Source organism: Sphingobium sp. B11D3A (genome assembly GCF_025961695.1).
Taxonomy (GTDB): domain Bacteria; phylum Pseudomonadota; class Alphaproteobacteria; order Sphingomonadales; family Sphingomonadaceae; genus Sphingobium.
The window spans coordinates 1,926,354-1,943,449 of the sequence record NZ_JAOQOE010000001.1; the positions used below are offsets into that span (position 1 = coordinate 1,926,354).

Consider the following 17,096-nt stretch of genomic DNA (forward strand, 5'->3'; position numbering starts at 1 on the left):
TATCCGGTCGCGCTCAACGCGCCGATGTATCGACCTCGGCGGTCATCGAGAGCCCAACCCGCAGCGGATGCGCGGCCAGCTCCTTGGCGTCGAGCGCGACGCGCACCGGCAGGCGCTGCACCACCTTGATCCAGTTGCCGGTCGCATTCTGGGCGGGGATCAGCGCGAAGGCCGATCCGGTGCCACCCGAAAAGCCGACGACGCGGCCATGATATTCGACGTTGCTGCCGTACAGGTCGGAGACCAGCGTCACCGGCTGGCCCGGCTTCACCTTGGTGAGCTGGCTTTCCTTGAAATTGGCATCGACATACACCTGACCGACCGGGACCACGCGCATCACCGTCGCGCCCGGCGCGATGCGCTGGCCCACCTGCACGGTCCGGTTGGCGATGACGCCATCGATGGGTGCGCGGATGACGGTTCGCTCAAGATCGAGCTCGGCCTGACGCACTTTTGCCTTTGCGGCGAGCACATCCGGATTGGTCTCCACGGTGCTGCCCTGGATCAACGCATCATTGGCGGCGAGATTGCCCGCGGCAACCCCGCGCGAGGCGTTGGCCTGCGCCATGGCGGCCTTGGCCTGCTCCAGCGCGGCACGCGCGCTGGCCAGCGCGTTGGTCGCCGCCGTCAGCTCATCACCGGAGACTGCGCCATTGGCGGAGAGCGCCTTGCGCCGGCTATAATCGACCTGCGCCTTCTCGAACGAGGCCTGCGCCGCGACGAGTTGGGCCTGCGTGCTGCGGATGTCCGCGCCCCGGGCGAGAACCTGATCGGACAGCGCGTTACTTGTCGCGCTCGCCTGCCCGAACTGGCGGCGCGCCTTGGCCAATTCGGCCTGCGCGGTCGCGAGGGCAATCTGCGCATCGCGATCATCGAGCCGGACAAGGATGTCGCCCGCCTTCACGCTGTCCGTGTCCGTCTTGAGCACGGCCGCCACCTGTCCGCCGACCATGGGGGTAATCTGCGCGGTATCTGCGCCGACATAGGCATTGTCGGTCTCGACATAGTGGCTGCCGATGGCGGCATACCATCCGCCATAACCGATGCCCGCGAGCAGAACCGCGCCGGCAATCGCCAGCAAAGCCGTCTTGCGCCGACTGCGGGAGGGCGCAGCGTCCGACGTTTGCGTTGCAGTAGCGGCGGGGAAGTGAGGGTCAGCTTCAGCCATGGGTAGCATCCTTGGTGGGCGTCGTTTGGGCAGCCGTGCCCGTATCGGTAAATCCGCCGCCGAGCGCACGGACGAGTGCGACGTCGAGCGTGAAGGCCCGCGCCTGAAGATCGGCCACGGTGCGCTTGGCCTGCAGCGCACGGTCCTGCGCGGTCAGCACATCGAGAAAGGTGGAGAGCCCACCCTCGTAACGCTGCGTGGCAATCGCATAAGCCGCTTCGAAATCCGCGAGCGACTTGCGCGATTGCTCAAGCTGAACGGCAAGCGCGCGCTGGCTGACGACGGCATCTGCGACGGCGCGATAGGCGTCGGTCACTGTCCGGTCGTAGCTCGCCACGGCCTCGTCATAGCCGGCGCGGGCGCCTTTATACTGCCCTTGCAGCGCGCCGCCGCGAAAGATCGGCAGGGTGATCGCCGGACCAACGCTGCCATAGTCGGAGCCGCTCTTGAACAGGTTGGATAGCCCAAGCGACTGAAAGCCGAAGATCGCGGACAGGTTGATAGCGGGATAGAAATCGGCGCGGGCAACCTTGATGCGGCTCGCCTCGGCCTCTACCCGCACCCGCGCGGCGGCAATGTCGGGCCGGCGACCGACCAGATCGGTGGTGACATTCTCGGGAATGCCCCGCGCCGCGATGGTCACCGCCGGCGGCATGATCGCCAGACCGCGATCGGGGCCGGCGCCGAGCAGGGCCGCCAGCCGATTGCGAGCCAGCCCGATCTGCTCATCCGTCGCGGCGAGATCGCTGCGGGCGGCCGGAACGGCAGCGCTGGCCTGCTTGAGCTCTGCCTGGGTATCGAGGCCGGAGGTCACGCGATCGCTCACCAGGCCCTGCGTCTTCTCGCGCACCTCCAGCGCCGTCTGCAGAACCGCCCGCTGCGCGAACAGCCGCGCCAGATCGGCATAGGCATCCGCGACATTGGTGGAGAGCATCAGTGCCGCCTGCTGATAATCGAGCTGCGCCGCCTCGGCATCCGAGCGGGCAGCGGCATAGGCCGCGCGATTGCGACCCCAGAGGTCAAGATCGAAGCCGAGCGCGGCGTGGACATTGCCCGAGCTGTTCCAGCCCTGCGGCACGAAGGCCGGCGGAATGCCGTTATTATAGCTTTGCTTGGCAGCGGAGCCGCCGGCCGACACATCGAGCGAGGGCAAGCGGGCCGCGCCGGACTGCTGGGCGATCGCCTCGGCCCGGCGGACGCGCGCTAACGCGACCGCGAGATCCGGCGATCCGGCCAGCGCCTCCTGAATCAGCCCGTCGAGCTGCGGGTCGCCATAGCTGGTCCACCAATCCGCCTTGACCCAAGGCGCGCCTGGGGCGGTCGGAGTCAGGCTCTGGCTCGCCGCGTAATGGTCGGCCGGCGCGATGGCCGGTGCCGGCCCCATATGGGGGACGGCCGCGCAGCCGGGGAGAGCCAGCATCGCGAGCAGGGCACCAGCGCGTCGGGACAGGAAAGTCGTGGCCATGAGTCGAAAAACCGTACTGTTGGGTACAGTCAGCGCTCTGATCCTCAATGACGGGGTTGTCAACAGAAAACTGTACTGTATAGTACGGTTATGGAGCAGGATACTGAAACACTCGCCGTCACGCGCCGGGAAAGCCGCAAGCAGGACCGCCGGCAGGCCATTGTCGATGCTGCGCGCACCTCATTTCTGGAGCATGGTTATGCCGGCACGTCGATGTCCGGCCTGCTCAAGACGCTTGGCGGCTCCAAAGCGACGTTGTGGGGCTATTTCCGATCCAAGGAAGACCTGTTCGCCGCCGTCGTTGAGGAAGTCAGCCTGCAGTTTCGCGCCGAGATTCAGGATGTGCTGGCAACGAAAGCCGATCTTGAGTGCACGCTCATCGCCTTCTGTCGCGCCTTCCTGCGCAAGATCACGTCACCCGATGGGCAGGCCACCTGGCGGCTGGTCGTTGCGGAGAGTGGGCGCTTTCCCGAGGTCGGCAAGATTTTCCATGAGCGGGCCGCCCGGCCCGTCCAAGGCGCATTGCAGGCTTTCTTTGCCCGGCAAGTCGCCAGCGGCGCGCTGATCGAGGAAGACCCCGCAGTCATGGTCGAAGCCCTGATGGGCCTGTGCATCGGCCAGCACATGCGGGCGATCTGGGGATTCGAGCGACTGAACGACGCCGAGATTGACGTCTATGCGCTGCGCTTCACGCACATCTTCATGCGGGCCTACGCGCGGGGCACCTGAGATCCAGGCGGCGCATCGTCGCCCCCGCGCGGCCCGCCGCCTCATTGTCTCCAACACATCCTCTCCTATGTGCAGAAGACAGGAGAAATTCGATGCGCATCGGGACAGTTAGGGAAATCAAGAACCACGAATATCGTGTCGGTCTCACCCCGGAGAGCGTGCGCGAACTGGTGGCGCATGGCCATGAGGTCTGGGTCGAACAGGCCGCGGGTCTAGGCATCGGCAGCAGCGATGAGGACTATCGCGCCGCCGGAGCGATCATCCAGCCCGATGCGCGGACGGTGTTCGAGCAGTGCGAGATGATCGTCAAGGTCAAGGAGCCGCAGGCGGAGGAGCGCGCAATGCTTCGGCCCGGGCAGATTCTCTACACCTATCTCCATCTCGCCCCCGATGCCGCCCAGACGGCCGATCTCGTTCGCTCCGGTGTGACGGCCATCGCCTATGAAACGGTGACCGGCCCACAGGGCACGCTGCCCTTGCTCAAACCGATGAGCCAGGTGGCCGGGCGGATGAGCATACAGGCCGGCGCGACCGCGCTTGAGAAGGCGCATGGCGGGCGCGGCGTTCTGCTCGGCGGCGTGCCGGGCGTCCTGCCGGCCAAGGTGGTCATTCTCGGAGGCGGCGTGGTCGGCTTCAATGCCGCGCAAATGGCCACAGGATTGGGCGCCGACGTGACGATCCTCGACCGCAATCCGGATGTTCTGGAGCGTCTCGGCACCCACTTCGAGGGGCGCGCGAAGACCCGCTTCTCCGGCCGGGCGGCGCTTGCGGAAAGCCTTGTGGATGCGGATCTGGTGATCGGCGCGGTGCTGGTGCCCGGTGCCACCGCGCCGAAGCTGGTCTCACGCGACATGCTCTCATCCATGAAGAGCGGCGCGGTGCTCGTCGATGTCGCGATCGATCAGGGCGGCTGTTTCGAGACCAGCCGGCCCACCACCCATGCCGAGCCGACCTTCATCGTGGACGGCATCGTGCATTATTGCGTCGCCAACATGCCCGGTGCCGTCGCGCGGACGAGCACCTACGCGCTGAACAACGTCACCCTGCCCCATGCGCTCAGCATCGCCGATCTCGGCTGGCGCGCCGCGCTTGCCCGCGACCCGCATCTGGCCAATGGCCTCAATGTCCATGCCGGCAAGGTCACCTGCCCCGCCGTCGCGGAGGCGCTGGGTTATGAGGTGGAACCGGTGAAAGCCGTGCTCGGGTCCTAAATCCCGGGAACCGCCGGCCCCTCGCCAAAGGGCATCAACGGGCTGACCCCCAGCACATCGGCCAGCGGTCTGCCATCGCTGAGCCGCCGGAACAGCGCATAGGCAGTCCAGCGCGCGCGACTATCGATATTCGGCGCGCCGCGCCCTGCCAGATGATCGCTGATCCGAACAGTGCGCGTCTCCAGCGAGATGCGCGTCAGCCCGGTCCGGTTCTCCACCCCGACATGAGCGTGCTGTGCCGAAAAGGCGATGATCTCGCCCGGCGCGATCAGCACCGGCGTGCCCTGGGCGGCATCGATGGGGACGAGCGGGCGCGGCGCCATGCGCCCGCGATCGGCTGAGGCGCTGCCGGTGCGCCGCCGGGCCATCGCCTCGGAGAGATCGAAATCGACGCTGTCATTGGGGATCGGCCGGTCGAACAATTCGGGCAGAAACGCGAAGGTGCGCCCGCTTGTGATCGGCCAGACCGGCGCCCACCAGTTGACCTGCGCCGCCAGATTGGTGCCCCAACTATCGCGATGAAAGCCGACCGTCGCTGTGCTGCGCGCGCTGTGCGGCTGGTTATCCGGCGGCACGGGCGGCTGGAAGCGCAGCAGCAGCCGATCCCGAGCCACGTCGTCGGCCTGCAATCCCACCGCCTCGAACAGCGCGCGCCATAAGTGCTTGGCTTGCGCGTCATTGGAGAAGGCGCGCTGCACGGCGTCCAGCGTCTCGGCCAGCGCCACCCTGTCCAGCGCCTCGTGAATGCGCTCCGGATCGTGGGGCGCGAGGTGCTGCTCCACGAAGGCGCGAGCATGATCCGCCAGCGCGCGCATCGCCGGCAGCGCCCGGAAACGGACGATATCGCCGCGATAGAGCTGGTCATGCAGCGCATCGACCGATACCGCCGGAGCCGCGTAGATATCCGCCGCAGCGGCCATGCTCAGCTGCGCACCTGCCGGCCTTCGATGGGATAGGCCGGATCGGTATAGCCATGGGTGGAGGCATAACCGGGCGCCACCAGTCCGTCGGCAAAGGCCTCGTCCTCTGGGCCCATCGGCACGCTCAGTGCATCCAGATAGGCATCCCACTGCGCCTCGGTGCGCGGGCCGGCAATTGCGGCGCTGACGAACCGGTTGCGCAGCACCCAAGCCAGCGCGAAGGCGACGGTGCTCACGCCCTTGGCAGCGGCATGGGCATTGACCGCCTCGGCAATGGCCAGCGATTCGGTGCGCCACTCGGTCTGCTTGAGACGGATGTCGCCCCGCGCGGCGCGAGAGTCCGCCGGCGGCGGCCCGTCACCGGCATATTTGCCGCTCAGCACCCCCCGGGCCAGCGGGCTGTAGGGCACCACGCCCAGGCCATAATGGCCAGCGGCGGGCATCTGCTCCACCTCAACGAGGCGATCGACCATATTATAGAGCGGCTGACTGGCAATCGGCCGATCCATGCCAATGGCGTCCGCCGCGCGGCAGATCTCGGCAATGCGCCAGCCGCGAAAGTTCGACACGCCATAATAACGCAGCTTCCCCTGCGCGATCAGATCGTCGATCGCCCGCAGCCCTTCCTCGAAGGGCGCATGAGGATCGGCCTTATGGAAATAAAGGAGGTCGATATAGTCGGTGCCCAGCCGCTTAAGGCTCGCCTCGACATCCTGCACGATCCATTTGCGCGATTGCCCGCCCTCATTCGGCCCCTTCCCGAAGGCATGGCCGAATTTGGTGGCGACGATCCAATGATGCCGATGGTCGCGGATCGCCCGGCCCACCACTTCCTCAGACTGGCCGTCATTATAGCCATCGGCGGTGTCGAGAAAATTGATGCCCTGGTCGCGTGCCTTGTGGATGATCCGCGTCGCCGTGGGCTCGTCGGTCGCGCCGCCGAACATCATGGTGCCGAGGCAAAGCGGCGAGACCTTGAGGGCGCTGCGCCCCAGATAGCGATAGTCCATAGTCCCTCTCCTCTCCCTCCTGACACGATCGTGCGATTGGCAATCGCTACCATGCTAAGCAATCGCCGTCAGCCTTGAGGACAGCGCATCCATTCAAATTTCCACCTTCGGCCATTAGCCTCCGCTCGATGATGCCCGGCAAGGGCGCACAGAACAGAGGGAGAGTGCGATGCGTGATGCAATTATAGCTGCAGGCCTGCTGGCCATGGCCGGACTGAGCGGGGCGAGCCTGGCGGAGACGCCAAAAGCGCCGCTCACCGTCGAGCAACGGCTGCAGCGGGTGGAGGATGAGCTGGCGATCCGGCGCATCATCGTCGATTATGCCGCCACGCAGGATGCCCGCGACTATGCCGCCTATGCAAATCTGTTTGCCACCGACGGCGAATGGGCGAACGGCAAGGCCGTCCACAAGGGGCGCGGGGCAATCCGGCAGTTGCTCATCAACCTCTACGGCACGCCGCCCGCGGGCTTCGTGAACAACGAGAACTATCACCTCACGTCCAATATCCAGATCGACATCGACGGCAACCGGGCGACCGCGCACTCGCGCCACCTGCTCATCTGGCGCGGCCCGAATGGCGAGCCGGTGCCGGCGCTCGCGGGCCGCTATGAGGACGAATTCATCCGCGAGAATGGCGAATGGAAGATCCGGCGCCGCGTCGATTATCCGGTGATGCCCACAGCCGAGGAATGGATGAAGGTCGTCCGCGCGCGTCAGGCCGCGCAATGATCGCGCTGCGCTCCATCGCCGCGATCGCGCTGCTCGCCGGCGCGGCTCTTCCGGCCAGCGCCCAGCGCGACGAAACCGCCGATCGCGCCGCCATCCACGCGCTGCTCGTCGCTTATGGCAGCACGCTCGATGCGCGCGACTTCGCGGGGTTCGGGCGACTGTTCGGTAAGGATGGCGTCTATGCCGCCGGCGGTGGCGCAGAAGCGCGGGGGCAGGCTGCCGGCGAGATGATGCGCAAGGTCTTCGCCGGCAATGCCATGGGCTTTGCAGAGCCGAATTATCACCTGTTCTTCAACGAGGTCGTGACCTTCACCGGCGCGGACAGCGCGAGGGCGACGTCCATGTCGCTCTACGTCGTGCCGGATGAGCGGAACCGGCCCACGCCCATGCTCATGGCCGCCTATGAGGACGATCTGGTGCGGGAGGACGGCCGCTGGGTCTTCGCGCGCCGGTCTGTGAAGGGGCTCATGCCTGCACGCCGACCTTAGCGAAGATTGGGCGGCGCAGGAGGAAGCTGCTGTTCCTCGCGGAAAAGCAAATGTTCATCGCAATCCTATTGTCAATATAATCGATTGAGTTAAGTTGGCGCCTCCGACCCGGCACAACAGGAGGAACGGCCGATGTCCACACCCACGACCCATTCCGCCGCCCAGAGCGGGGACGATCCCCATGGCAGCGCGCTTTCTCTGATTCGGCAGCATCTTGACCGCCTCAAATTCGGCGCCGTGCATTTGACTGTGCACGAAGGCCGCCTCGTCCAGATCGAGGTGACCGAGAAGACCAGGCTGACCGCCTAACCCTTTCCGTCGGGCCGCCTGGCCGCCCGCGCGATAACAGACCCATAGCATGATGCTGACCGGACCACTGGAGGCATCCCTTTTTTTCCGAACAAGGGGATTTCACCATGGTCAACAGACCGCTTCTTTCGCTGAGCGCGCTCGCCGCAGCTCTTCTCTTTCATGGCACCGCGCAAGCGGACGAAACCGCGGGCCCAGCGCCCGCTACCGGCTCCCGCAGCACGGCCGCAGCGCATGAAGACCGCAGCGCCCCGCAGGATATCGTCGTGACGGCGCGCCGGCGCTCCGAAACCTCGCAGGAAATTCCGATTGCCGTCTCCGTGGTCGGCGGCGCCCAGCTCGACAGCACCGGGGCCTTCAACGTCGGCCGTCTCCAGCAGCTTGCGCCAACGCTGCAATTCTATTCCTCGAACCCGCGCAACACGGCCGTGAACATCCGCGGCATCGGCGTGCCGTTCGGCCTCACCAGCGACGGCTTCGAGCAGGGGGTCGGCATCTATGTCGACGACGTTTATTATTCACGTGTCGCCTCGGCCACCTTCGACTTTCTCGACGTTGCGCAGATCGAAGTGCTGCGCGGACCGCAGGGCACGCTTTACGGCAAGAATACCACAGCTGGCGCCATCAACATCACCACCAACCAGCCGACCTTCGACTTTGAGGGCAAGGCGGAGGTCAGCGTGGGCAGCCTGAACTTCAAGCAGGCCAAGGCCGCCATTTCCGGCCCGCTCTCAGATACACTGGCTGCGCGTATCGCCGTCTCCAGCACCAGCCGGCGCGGCACGATCTACAATGTCACGACCGACCGGTGGATTCAGAGCCAGGACAATATCGGCCTGCGCGGGCAATTGCTCTGGAAGCCGACCGACACGTTCAGCGCCACCCTTGTGGGCGACTATAGCGAGCAGGATGCAGCCTGCTGCGGCTCGGTGTTCGTGCGCACCGGCGCCACCCAGCGCCCGCTCAATCGCCAGTTCGCCGCCTTAGCTGCCGCGCAGAACTATGCGCCACCCAGCCTCAATGGCTTTGACCGCCTGACCGATCTCGATGCCAGCCTCAATGCCGGCAACGTCATCGGCGGCGTCGCCCTGCGGCTGAAGTGGGATGTCGGCCCTGGCACGCTGACTTCCGTGACTGCCTGGCGCAGCTGGAACTGGAAACCGGAGAACGACCGCGATTTCACCGGCCTGCCGATCGTCACGCTCTCCCAGAACCCTTCCCAGCAGGATCAGTACACGCAGGAGCTGCGCTATAATTACAGCGGCAAGCAGTTCGATTTCGTTCTGGGCGCCTTTGCCTTCAACCAGCGGATCGACACGCAGGGAACCGAGCAGCATGGCGCGGCATCCAGCCGCTGGACGCTGAACCCGACCAGTGCGCTCGCCAGCAACCCGGCGGTGCTGAATGGGCTGACCGCGCGCAACACGCAATATCTCAAGAGCACCAGCCTGGCGCTGTTCGGCCAGCTGGCCTGGAAGGCCACCGACGCGCTGACTATCCAGCCGGGCCTTCGCCTCAACTATGACAAGAAGGAAGGCTTCTATCAACGCCGCGTCTTCGATGGGCAGGGTGTGGAAATCTTCGCGACGGACACGGGCACTGTGCGTGCGGCGCAGCTCGGTGTCTTCACCCCGCAGCTCAGCGCGCCGGAGGCCAGCGACTGGAACTTCAGCTACGACCTCACAGTGAGCTACCGCGTCGCCCCGGACATCCTGACCTATGCGACCTATGCCAAGACCTTCAAGACGGTCGGCATCAACCAGAACGGCCTGCCAACGGATGCCGCCGGCAACCCGATCCTCGCCGCCGGGCAGATCCGGCCCGAGCAGGTCCAGCATTTCGAGGCCGGCATCAAGGCGCAGTTCTGGGATCGCCGCGCGACGCTCAACCTCTCAGCCTTCCGCACCGACATTAAGGACTATCAGGCCACGGTGAACAACGGCCAGTTCGGGGTGCTGCGCGGTTACCTCGCCAATGCCGACAAGGTCCGCACTCAGGGCGTGGAGGTCGACTTCTCGGTGCGCCCGAGCCAGCGCTTCAATGCCTATGTGAATGGCGCCTACACGGACGCGACCTATCGGCGCTTCGTCGACGCGCCCTGCCCGCCGGAGCTTTCGGGCGGCACGGCGGCCGGGAGCAATGCGCCGAGCGCGCCGAGCGCGCCGGGCACGCCCGGGGGCTTGAGCCCGGCCAATTGCGACATCTCCGGCCAGCGCCTGCCGGGCGTCTCCAAATGGGCGCTCTCCTTCGGCGCGGAAGGCAATGTGCCGGCAACGCTGCTGGGCCAGACCGGCGAGGTGTATCTCGGCTACGACGGCAGCTATCGTTCCAACTTCTCGTCCAACGCCTCGCCCTCGGCCTATACCTGGATCGATGGCTACAGCCTGTCGAACGTCCGGCTGGGCTTCCGGACGGATGCCGGCCTCGACATCTTCGGATGGGTGCGAAATGCCTTTAACGAGAATTATTACGAGCAGCTGTTCGTCGGCCCCGGCAATACCGGCCTGATCGCCGGCCTGCCCGGCGACCCGCGCACCTGGGGGGCGACGGTGAAGGTCTCGTTCTGAAGACATGCGGGCGGGGGACTAAAACCTCCCGCCCTAATGCGCGCCCGTCCCCCGTTCGTGTCGAGCGAAGTCGAGACACCAGAGCGCAGCGCTGGGCGTGTCTCGACTTCAGCCTAACGGCTGAAGTTTATCCTGAGCGCCCGCCCTGCGGGCAGTCGAAGGGCTCGACACGAACGGGGTGTTGGAACGGACGCTTTTAGAGGGAGTGCAACCTCGCCCTCAAATCCCCGCCAGTTGCGCCCCAGTCGACCAGTTCCCATGCAACCCCTGCCGGATGCGCACCGGCAGCTTGGCCCGCGCGATCGGTCCTTCGTCGACATGCTGGGCATCGAAGAAGCACAGCTCCGAATAATTGGTCACATGATTGTCGACCAGCGCGATGACATAGCCCTCGCCTTCCGGCGCATCCGCTGATTTGGGTACGAAGCAGGGCTCCTGGATGCCGCATTGCGGCCCAGGCCACCAGATCTTGGTGCTCCCGGTCGCCAGATCGATATGAGCCAGACTGTTGATCATGCCGACAAACGGACCGCCCGGCCCTTCATAGGGCTTCTCCCGATCCATCACGAGCATCCAGCCATGGCGATAGGCCTGCGTGGCGTAGCGGTCATCGATCCGGGGGAACTCGTCGGCGAGATTGGTCAGCTTCTCGATGCTTTCGAACTCGTCGCTGTTGGACGCCATGTCGACGCTCCAGCGGCTGAGATAGCCCAGGCCCGCAATCGGATCGAACGGCGCGCCGTGGATATCGGGGAAGAAGGGGAAGCTGTTGTTGGCCGCCACCGGATGATCGAAGTAAATCCGCGTGCCCTCGTTGAAGGCATTCATCACATGCCCCACGAAGCAGTTGGATGGCGCCTTGAACCAGCGCATGTCCGCGGCCGTGGCGCCCGCCTGTCGCGGAAGCACGGCAAGCCAGACCGGCTGGGTGGTATCGAACCCGAAATAGGGCAGGCGCTTTTCCAGCCGCTCCATGCTGGTGAGCAGCGGCATGACCGAGAAGACCGCATAATCTTCCGTCACGCCGAAATCATGCATCATGCACAGATATTTGTTCTGGAAGGGAATCTCGAACAGCAACTCACCGGTTGGCGAGATTTCCATATAGCTCATGTCATGGGTCATCGGCCCTTTGGACATGTAGGAGAAGGCACACATATTGCCGGTGGCCGGGTCGATCTTCGGGTGGGCGCAGAAGGTCTTGCTGTCGATCCGCCCGCCGAAATCGGTGTAGCCATGGGTCTCCAGCGTGTTCGGGTCCATGAGCAGGCAGGGGCTGTCCTCCTTCATGGCGTAGAGCTTGCCGGCATGGACCAGCACATTGGTATTGGCGGTGCCGCGAATCTGCCCCTCGACGCTCGGATCGTCGGTCAGGTGATTGCGGTACATGCCGAACAGCGACTTGCCGGCCTTGTTCTCCAGCTTCCACTTGTCGGTCTGCGCATAACGCTGGCGGAAATCGACCTTGCCGTCCTTGACCCGGAACATGCTGACCATGCCGTCGCCATTGAAGAACTGGTCGTCCTCGAACTTGGGCGCGAACTGATTGTCCGGGTGGACGCGGTGGAAGGCGCCATCCAGATCGGCGGGGACTTCCCCCTCGATCTCGACGTCGTGAATGTCGCCCTGCAAACGGAGCGGGCGAAGTGTACCGGTGAAACCGAACGTGTTGGGGAAATGGGCCATGCGTCGCTCTCCTCGATTCTCTCTCTCGCGCCTGATCTACCGGCCCGCGCATCCGCAGAAATTGATCGAGCGCAACACGCGCCTGGATCATCTCGTCGCCTGATTGGACAGGCTGGCAACCGCGCCCTCGCAGCCCTGTTTTTGCGAAACAGCTCGTTAACCAGGCGCCGCTAATGTCGCGGCGCGCATCGTCGCGCGGACGGGGAACCTGCAATCATGCGACATGGGATCGCTTTCGGCTCAGTGATGGCGCTGCTGACGCTGGCCGGCTGCGGGGGTGGCGGCGGCGCGCTTAACTCGACGCCCACACCCGCACCGGCTCCCACACCGACACCGACTCCAACCCCGGCACCCACGCCCGCGCCGACCCCCAGCACGGTCAATTACGACACCAGCGAATACCGCAACTCTTCCGGCCTGCCTTATCATGGCGCGATTACTGCCTATCAGGCGGGCGCCAGCGGCGCGGGCGTGACGGTCGGCGTGGTGGACAGCGGCCTGTCGGATCCGACCGGCGAGTTCACCGGCCGGATTAGCGCCGCCTCCGCGGACTTTGCCGGCAATAGCAGCTACACGGATGTGGAGGGCCATGGCACGGCGGTCTCGGCGGTGCTTGCTGCAGGGCGCAACAACCGGCGCGTGATGGGGATGGCCTGGGGCGCGACCGTGATGGCGCTGCGGACCGACGACCAGTCCGACTGCGATGCCGATAGCTGCAAGCACAGCACCACGGCCATTGCCAACGCCATCGACCATGCCCGGATCAATGGCACGCGGATCATCAACGTCTCGCTCGGCGGTGGCGCGGCCCCCAATTATCTGCTGCAGGCGGTGAAGCGCGCCACCCAGGCCGGCATCATCATCGTCATTTCCGCCGGCAATAACGAGGACGGCCAGCCCATGATGGCCGCGCCGGACGAGCTGGCGCAATCCTTTGCCAACCCGGCCTATAGCAACGGCCTCGTCATCATCGCGCCATCCGTGAACAGCAATGATACGGTGAGCAGCTTCTCGGCCGGTGTCGCCGGCTTCGAGAGCGTGAGCATCGCCGCGCTGGGCAGTCGCGTCCTGTCCTTCGATCACACCGGCACTGATTATCTCTATTCCGGGACATCATTCGCCGCGCCGCAGGTGGCCGGCGCCGCTGCGCTGCTGGCGGATGCCTTCCCCAATCTCACCAGCGCGCAGATCGTTGCGCTGCTCAAGAACAGCGCACGCGATGTCGGCGCGCCGGGCGCGGATGCGCGCTATGGCGTGGGCATATTGGATATTGCCAAGGCCTTCCAGCCTGTCGGCGCGCTCAGCATGGCCGGCACACAGATCGCGCTCTCACCCCTTTCGACCAGCATACTGTCCGCACCGATGGGCGACGCCGCGCCTGCCGCGCTGGATGCGGTTGCGCTGGACGATTATCAGCGCGCCTATCGGGTGGACCTGACCCCGCGCTTCGCTCGCCCTGCACCGCGCCGGGAGTTCGCCGCCGCGCTCGACACCGCCCAGCGCCATCTCAACCTCGGGACGCAGTCGCTCAGCCTGTCGCTCAATCTCCGCCCGACGGTCGAGGCCGCCACCACCCGCGACCCCTTCGCGTTCCGTCAGTCGGACGAGGCCCGCACCCGGCTGCTCTCCGGCACGCTGAGCGCGCAGATCGCGCCCCACGCGCGCGTGATGTTGGGCCTGCGGACAGGCATCGCCGCCCTGGAACAGCGCCTCGCCGACCGTGCCGGCCCCAGCTTCCTGATGGCGGATCATGGCTTCGATACCGATCATGCCGACCGGCAGGCGCAAGCCGCCCTCACCGTCTCGCAGCAGCTGTCACCGGCGCTGACCGTTACCGGCGGGTTCGAGCGGGGCGATATGCAACGTGCCGCTCTCGCGGATGCCGAGCAGTGGCGCGCCACGCCCTATCATGCGGCGTCGCTCTCGTTCGATTATCAGCGCGGGGCGATCGGCCTCACTGCCGGGACGACGCTGCTGGACGAACAGGCCACGCTGCTCGGCGCCCGCTTCTCCGCCAATTTCGGCGCGCAGTCAGCGCGCAGCCTGTTTACACGGCTGGGGGCGCGCGCCGACCTGCCCGCCGCTGTCCGCCTCTCGGCCAACTGGCAGCGCGGCTGGACCCGCGCCGCGGCCGGCGGAACCTTGCGCGAAGGCGGATCGCTGGTCAGCCAAAGCTGGTCGGCCGATCTGGCCCGTGGCGATCTCTTCGCGGCCGGCGATCTGCTGGGCCTGCGCATTTCCCAGCCGCTGCGCGTCATCGCCAGCCGCTTCACGCTGATCGTACCGCAGACCTGGGACTGGGAGCAGCAAATGGCGACCGACGCGCGCGTGCCGCTCAACCTCGTGCCGCGCGGCCGCCAGCGCGATTATGAGCTGAGCTATGGGCGCGGCATCGGCCCCGGCTGGCTCGGCGCCAACCTCTTCCTGCGCGAGCAGGGCGGCAACATCGCGGCCACACCCGACGAGCTGGGCATGGCTCTGCGTTGGTCGGTAGGGTTCTGAGGCTCGAGTGCTGCCGAATGGTGGGCTGGCAAACCGAGAGCCCGCCTGTTCCCGTCATTCCCGCGAACGCGGGAATGACGGGAGGGAATAATTGCCCGCCTTCAAACGGTGAAGCTTTCGCCGCAGCCGCAGGCGCCCTTGGCGTTGGGATTGTTGAACACGAAGCCGGCGGTGAAATCGTCTTCCACCCAGTCCATGGTCGAGCCGATCAGGTAGAGCACCGAGGCGGCATCGATGAAGAACAGGCCGCCGGGCGTCTCGATCCGCTCATCGAACGGCGCGACCTCGCTCACATAGTCGACGGAATAGGCCAGCCCCGAGCAGCCGCGGCGCGGCGTGGAGAGCTTGACGCCCATCGTGCCCTCAGGCGCCTTGGCCATCAGGTCCGCAACACGCTGCTCGGCGGCCGGCGTCAGCGTGACGGCGGCAGGCAGAGGGCGCTTGGTGGTGGTCGTGGTCATCAGTCTCACTCTCACTCAATGTCCGTGCAGTCTTCAAAAGAAGAACCCTTCGACAAGCTCAGGGCGAACGGACAAGAATTGTTCCCAACTCGCCAAAAGGTCTCCTTTTGGCGAAGCGTTACAGCATCCCCAGTTCCAGCTTGGCTTCGTCGCTCATCTTCTGCGGGTCCCATGGCGGGTCCCACACGAGGTTGACGTCCACCAGCCCGACGCCGGGCACCGATCCCACGCGCATTTCCACTTCGCCGGGCATCGATTCCGCGACCGGGCAATGCGGCGTCGTGAGCGTCATGGTCACGGCGACATGATTGTCCGCGCCCACCTCAACCCCGTAGATCAGCCCCAGATCGTAGATGTTCACCGGGATTTCCGGATCGAAGATGCTCTTGAGCGCATCGATCACCGCATCATAGGTCGCGCCGCCCGGCTCACCTGCGGGCGCATCGCTGGGCTTCTGGGCGAGAAAGCCCTCCAGATAGTCGCGCTTGCGGGCGACCTTGTCCGAGGCGTTTTCCGCAACGCCGGAAGCATCCTCCACCACATCGCTCACGCGAGCGCGCGGCGGCGGAGCGACGCCTTCGACTTCCTCGGTCCTGATTCTGCTCTCGTCATTCATCCGAATATCGTCCTGACCCGATCGAGGCCACGCAGCAGCGCCTCGATATCGCTTTCATCATTGTAAATCCCGAAGCTGGCCCTCGCCGTCGCCTCGACGCCGAGATGCGCCATGAGCGGCTGTGCGCAGTGATGGCCCGCGCGGATCGCCACGCCGCTCTCATCCAAGATAGTGCCGATGTCGTGGGGATGAACCCCCTCCATCACGAAAGAGACGATTCCCGCCGCATCCTCCGGCCCGAGCAGGCGGATGGTGTTGATGCCGCGCAGCGCCTCACGCGCGCGGGCGACCAGTGCATCCTCATGGGCAGCCATGCGATCGAGCCCGATCGCCTCGACATAATCGATTGCCGCCGCCAGCCCGATCGTCTCGATGATCGCAGGCGTCCCGGCCTCGAACCGCGCTGGGGGCGGTGCATAAGTGGTGCGGGCAAAGGTCACCTTGTCGATCATCGCACCGCCGCCATGATAAGGCGGCATGGCCTCGAGGATTGCGCCCCGCGCCCACAGCACGCCGATGCCGGTTGGGCCGTACAACTTGTGGCCGGAGAAGAGATAGAAATCGCAGCCCAGCGCCTGCACGTCGATGGCGAGACGCGGTGCGGCCTGACAGCCATCGACCAGCAGCAGCGCCCCGGCGCCATGGGCAATCTCCGCCGCGCGCCGCACGTCCAGCACGCTGCCGAGCACATTGGAGACATGCGCAAGTGCCACGAGCTTGTGCTCCGGGCGGATCATCGCCGCCATGGCATCCAGATCGATGCGGCCATCCGGCGTCAGCGGTACCACATCGATCTGCGCGCCGGTCCGCTCGGCAATCAGCTGCCAGGGCACGATATTGCTGTGATGCTCCAGCGTCGAGAGCAGGATACGGTCGCCGGCCTTGAGATTGGCGCCGCCCCAGCTCTGCGCGACGAGATTGATCCCCTCGGTCGCGCCGCGCACGAAGACGATCTCATTCTCGCTCGGCGCGTTGATAAAGCGCGCCACGCGACGACGCGCGGCCTCGAAAGCCAGCGTCATGTCCGCCGACCGCGCGTAGACGCCGCGATGGACCGTCGCATAGTCCGCACCCATTGCCCGTATGGTGGCATCGATCACCGCCTGCGGCTTCTGTGCCGTGGCGGCGGTATCAAGATAGTGCCAGGGCTTGCCGTCAGTGGTGACGAGGCCGGGGAAATCGGCGCGACGGCTGAGGAGCGCGTTCATGGTTGCGGCGGAGGGTGTCTCGACTT

The 17,096-nt window shown here is 65.6% G+C and carries 15 protein-coding genes; 7 read left to right on the forward strand and 8 right to left on the reverse strand.

The genetic code is table 11. From position 1 onward, the window contains the following. Positions 1-13: 13 nt before the first annotated feature. Both M2332_RS09135 and M2332_RS09140 read right to left on the reverse strand, forming a co-directional pair. A complete protein-coding gene (locus M2332_RS09135; RefSeq protein ID WP_264573809.1) occupies positions 14-1,168 on the reverse strand; it encodes an HlyD family efflux transporter periplasmic adaptor subunit in 1,155 nt (384 codons plus the stop codon). Further along, positions 1,161-2,633: an efflux transporter outer membrane subunit gene (locus M2332_RS09140; RefSeq protein ID WP_264573810.1), complete on the reverse strand. Its 1,473-nt coding sequence runs from the start codon at positions 2,631-2,633 to the stop codon at positions 1,161-1,163. The genes M2332_RS09135 and M2332_RS09140 overlap by 8 nt, the downstream gene beginning before the upstream one ends. Positions 2,634-2,723: 90 nt before the next feature. On the opposite strand from M2332_RS09140, the gene M2332_RS09145 reads away from it, so the two are divergent. Together M2332_RS09145 and ald are read left to right on the forward strand one after the other, a co-directional pair. Continuing rightward, positions 2,724-3,362, forward strand: coding sequence for a TetR/AcrR family transcriptional regulator (locus M2332_RS09145; RefSeq protein WP_181558424.1), 639 nt, complete (start codon positions 2,724-2,726; stop codon positions 3,360-3,362). 92 nt (positions 3,363-3,454) lie between these two features. Next, positions 3,455-4,573 (forward strand): alanine dehydrogenase, encoded by a 1,119-nt coding sequence (gene ald, locus M2332_RS09150; RefSeq protein ID WP_264573811.1) that lies wholly within the window; start codon positions 3,455-3,457, stop codon positions 4,571-4,573. Here ald and M2332_RS09155 read toward each other — a convergent pair. After that, positions 4,570-5,493: a hypothetical protein gene (locus M2332_RS09155; protein ID WP_264573812.1), complete on the reverse strand. Its 924-nt coding sequence runs from the start codon at positions 5,491-5,493 to the stop codon at positions 4,570-4,572. The two genes, ald and M2332_RS09155, sit on opposite strands and share 4 nt — an antisense overlap. A 2-nt stretch (positions 5,494-5,495) precedes the next feature. Next, entirely contained in the window at positions 5,496-6,503 is a 1,008-nt protein-coding gene (locus M2332_RS09160) for an aldo/keto reductase (RefSeq protein ID WP_264573813.1), read from the reverse strand. 169 nt (positions 6,504-6,672) lie between these two features. Here M2332_RS09160 and M2332_RS09165 point away from each other — a divergent pair, with 169 nt between their 5' ends. The 4 genes from M2332_RS09165 (at position 6,673) to M2332_RS09180 (ending at position 10,597) form a co-directional block, all read left to right on the forward strand. Beyond that, entirely contained in the window at positions 6,673-7,233 is a 561-nt protein-coding gene (locus tag M2332_RS09165; RefSeq protein ID WP_264573814.1) for a nuclear transport factor 2 family protein, read from the forward strand. Next, positions 7,230-7,721 (forward strand): nuclear transport factor 2 family protein, encoded by a 492-nt coding sequence (locus M2332_RS09170; protein ID WP_264573815.1) that lies wholly within the window; start codon positions 7,230-7,232, stop codon positions 7,719-7,721. The genes M2332_RS09165 and M2332_RS09170 overlap by 4 nt, the downstream gene beginning before the upstream one ends. Before the next feature lie 132 nt (positions 7,722-7,853). Continuing rightward, positions 7,854-8,030, forward strand: a complete 177-nt coding sequence (locus M2332_RS09175; protein ID WP_264573816.1) for a YezD family protein — start codon at positions 7,854-7,856, stop codon at positions 8,028-8,030. A gap of 107 nt (positions 8,031-8,137) precedes the next feature. After that, positions 8,138-10,597: a TonB-dependent receptor gene (locus M2332_RS09180; RefSeq protein ID WP_264573817.1), complete on the forward strand. Its 2,460-nt coding sequence runs from the start codon at positions 8,138-8,140 to the stop codon at positions 10,595-10,597. A 219-nt stretch (positions 10,598-10,816) separates the two neighbouring features. Here the strand turns inward: M2332_RS09180 and M2332_RS09185 are convergent, their stop codons facing one another. Beyond that, positions 10,817-12,283 (reverse strand): carotenoid oxygenase family protein, encoded by a 1,467-nt coding sequence (locus M2332_RS09185; protein WP_264573818.1) that lies wholly within the window; start codon positions 12,281-12,283, stop codon positions 10,817-10,819. 246 nt (positions 12,284-12,529) lie between these two features. On the opposite strand from M2332_RS09185, the gene M2332_RS09190 reads away from it, so the two are divergent. Then, positions 12,530-14,785, forward strand: coding sequence for a S8 family serine peptidase (locus M2332_RS09190; protein ID WP_264573819.1), 2,256 nt, complete (start codon positions 12,530-12,532; stop codon positions 14,783-14,785). Between the two features lie 101 nt (positions 14,786-14,886). Here M2332_RS09190 and M2332_RS09195 read toward each other — a convergent pair whose 3' ends face one another. From M2332_RS09195 to M2332_RS09205, 3 genes are all read right to left on the reverse strand, one after another. Then, complete coding sequence (locus M2332_RS09195; protein ID WP_181558414.1) at positions 14,887-15,246, reverse strand: HesB/IscA family protein; 360 nt, start codon at positions 15,244-15,246, stop codon at positions 14,887-14,889. Positions 15,247-15,364: 118 nt separating this feature from the next. Then, on the reverse strand, positions 15,365-15,862 hold the full coding sequence (locus M2332_RS09200) for an SUF system Fe-S cluster assembly protein (protein WP_264573820.1): 498 nt from the start codon (positions 15,860-15,862) through the stop codon (positions 15,365-15,367). Beyond that, positions 15,859-17,070: a cysteine desulfurase gene (locus M2332_RS09205; protein WP_264574937.1), complete on the reverse strand. Its 1,212-nt coding sequence runs from the start codon at positions 17,068-17,070 to the stop codon at positions 15,859-15,861. Before M2332_RS09205 ends, M2332_RS09200 begins: the two co-directional genes overlap by 4 nt. Positions 17,071-17,096: the final 26 nt, after the last annotated feature.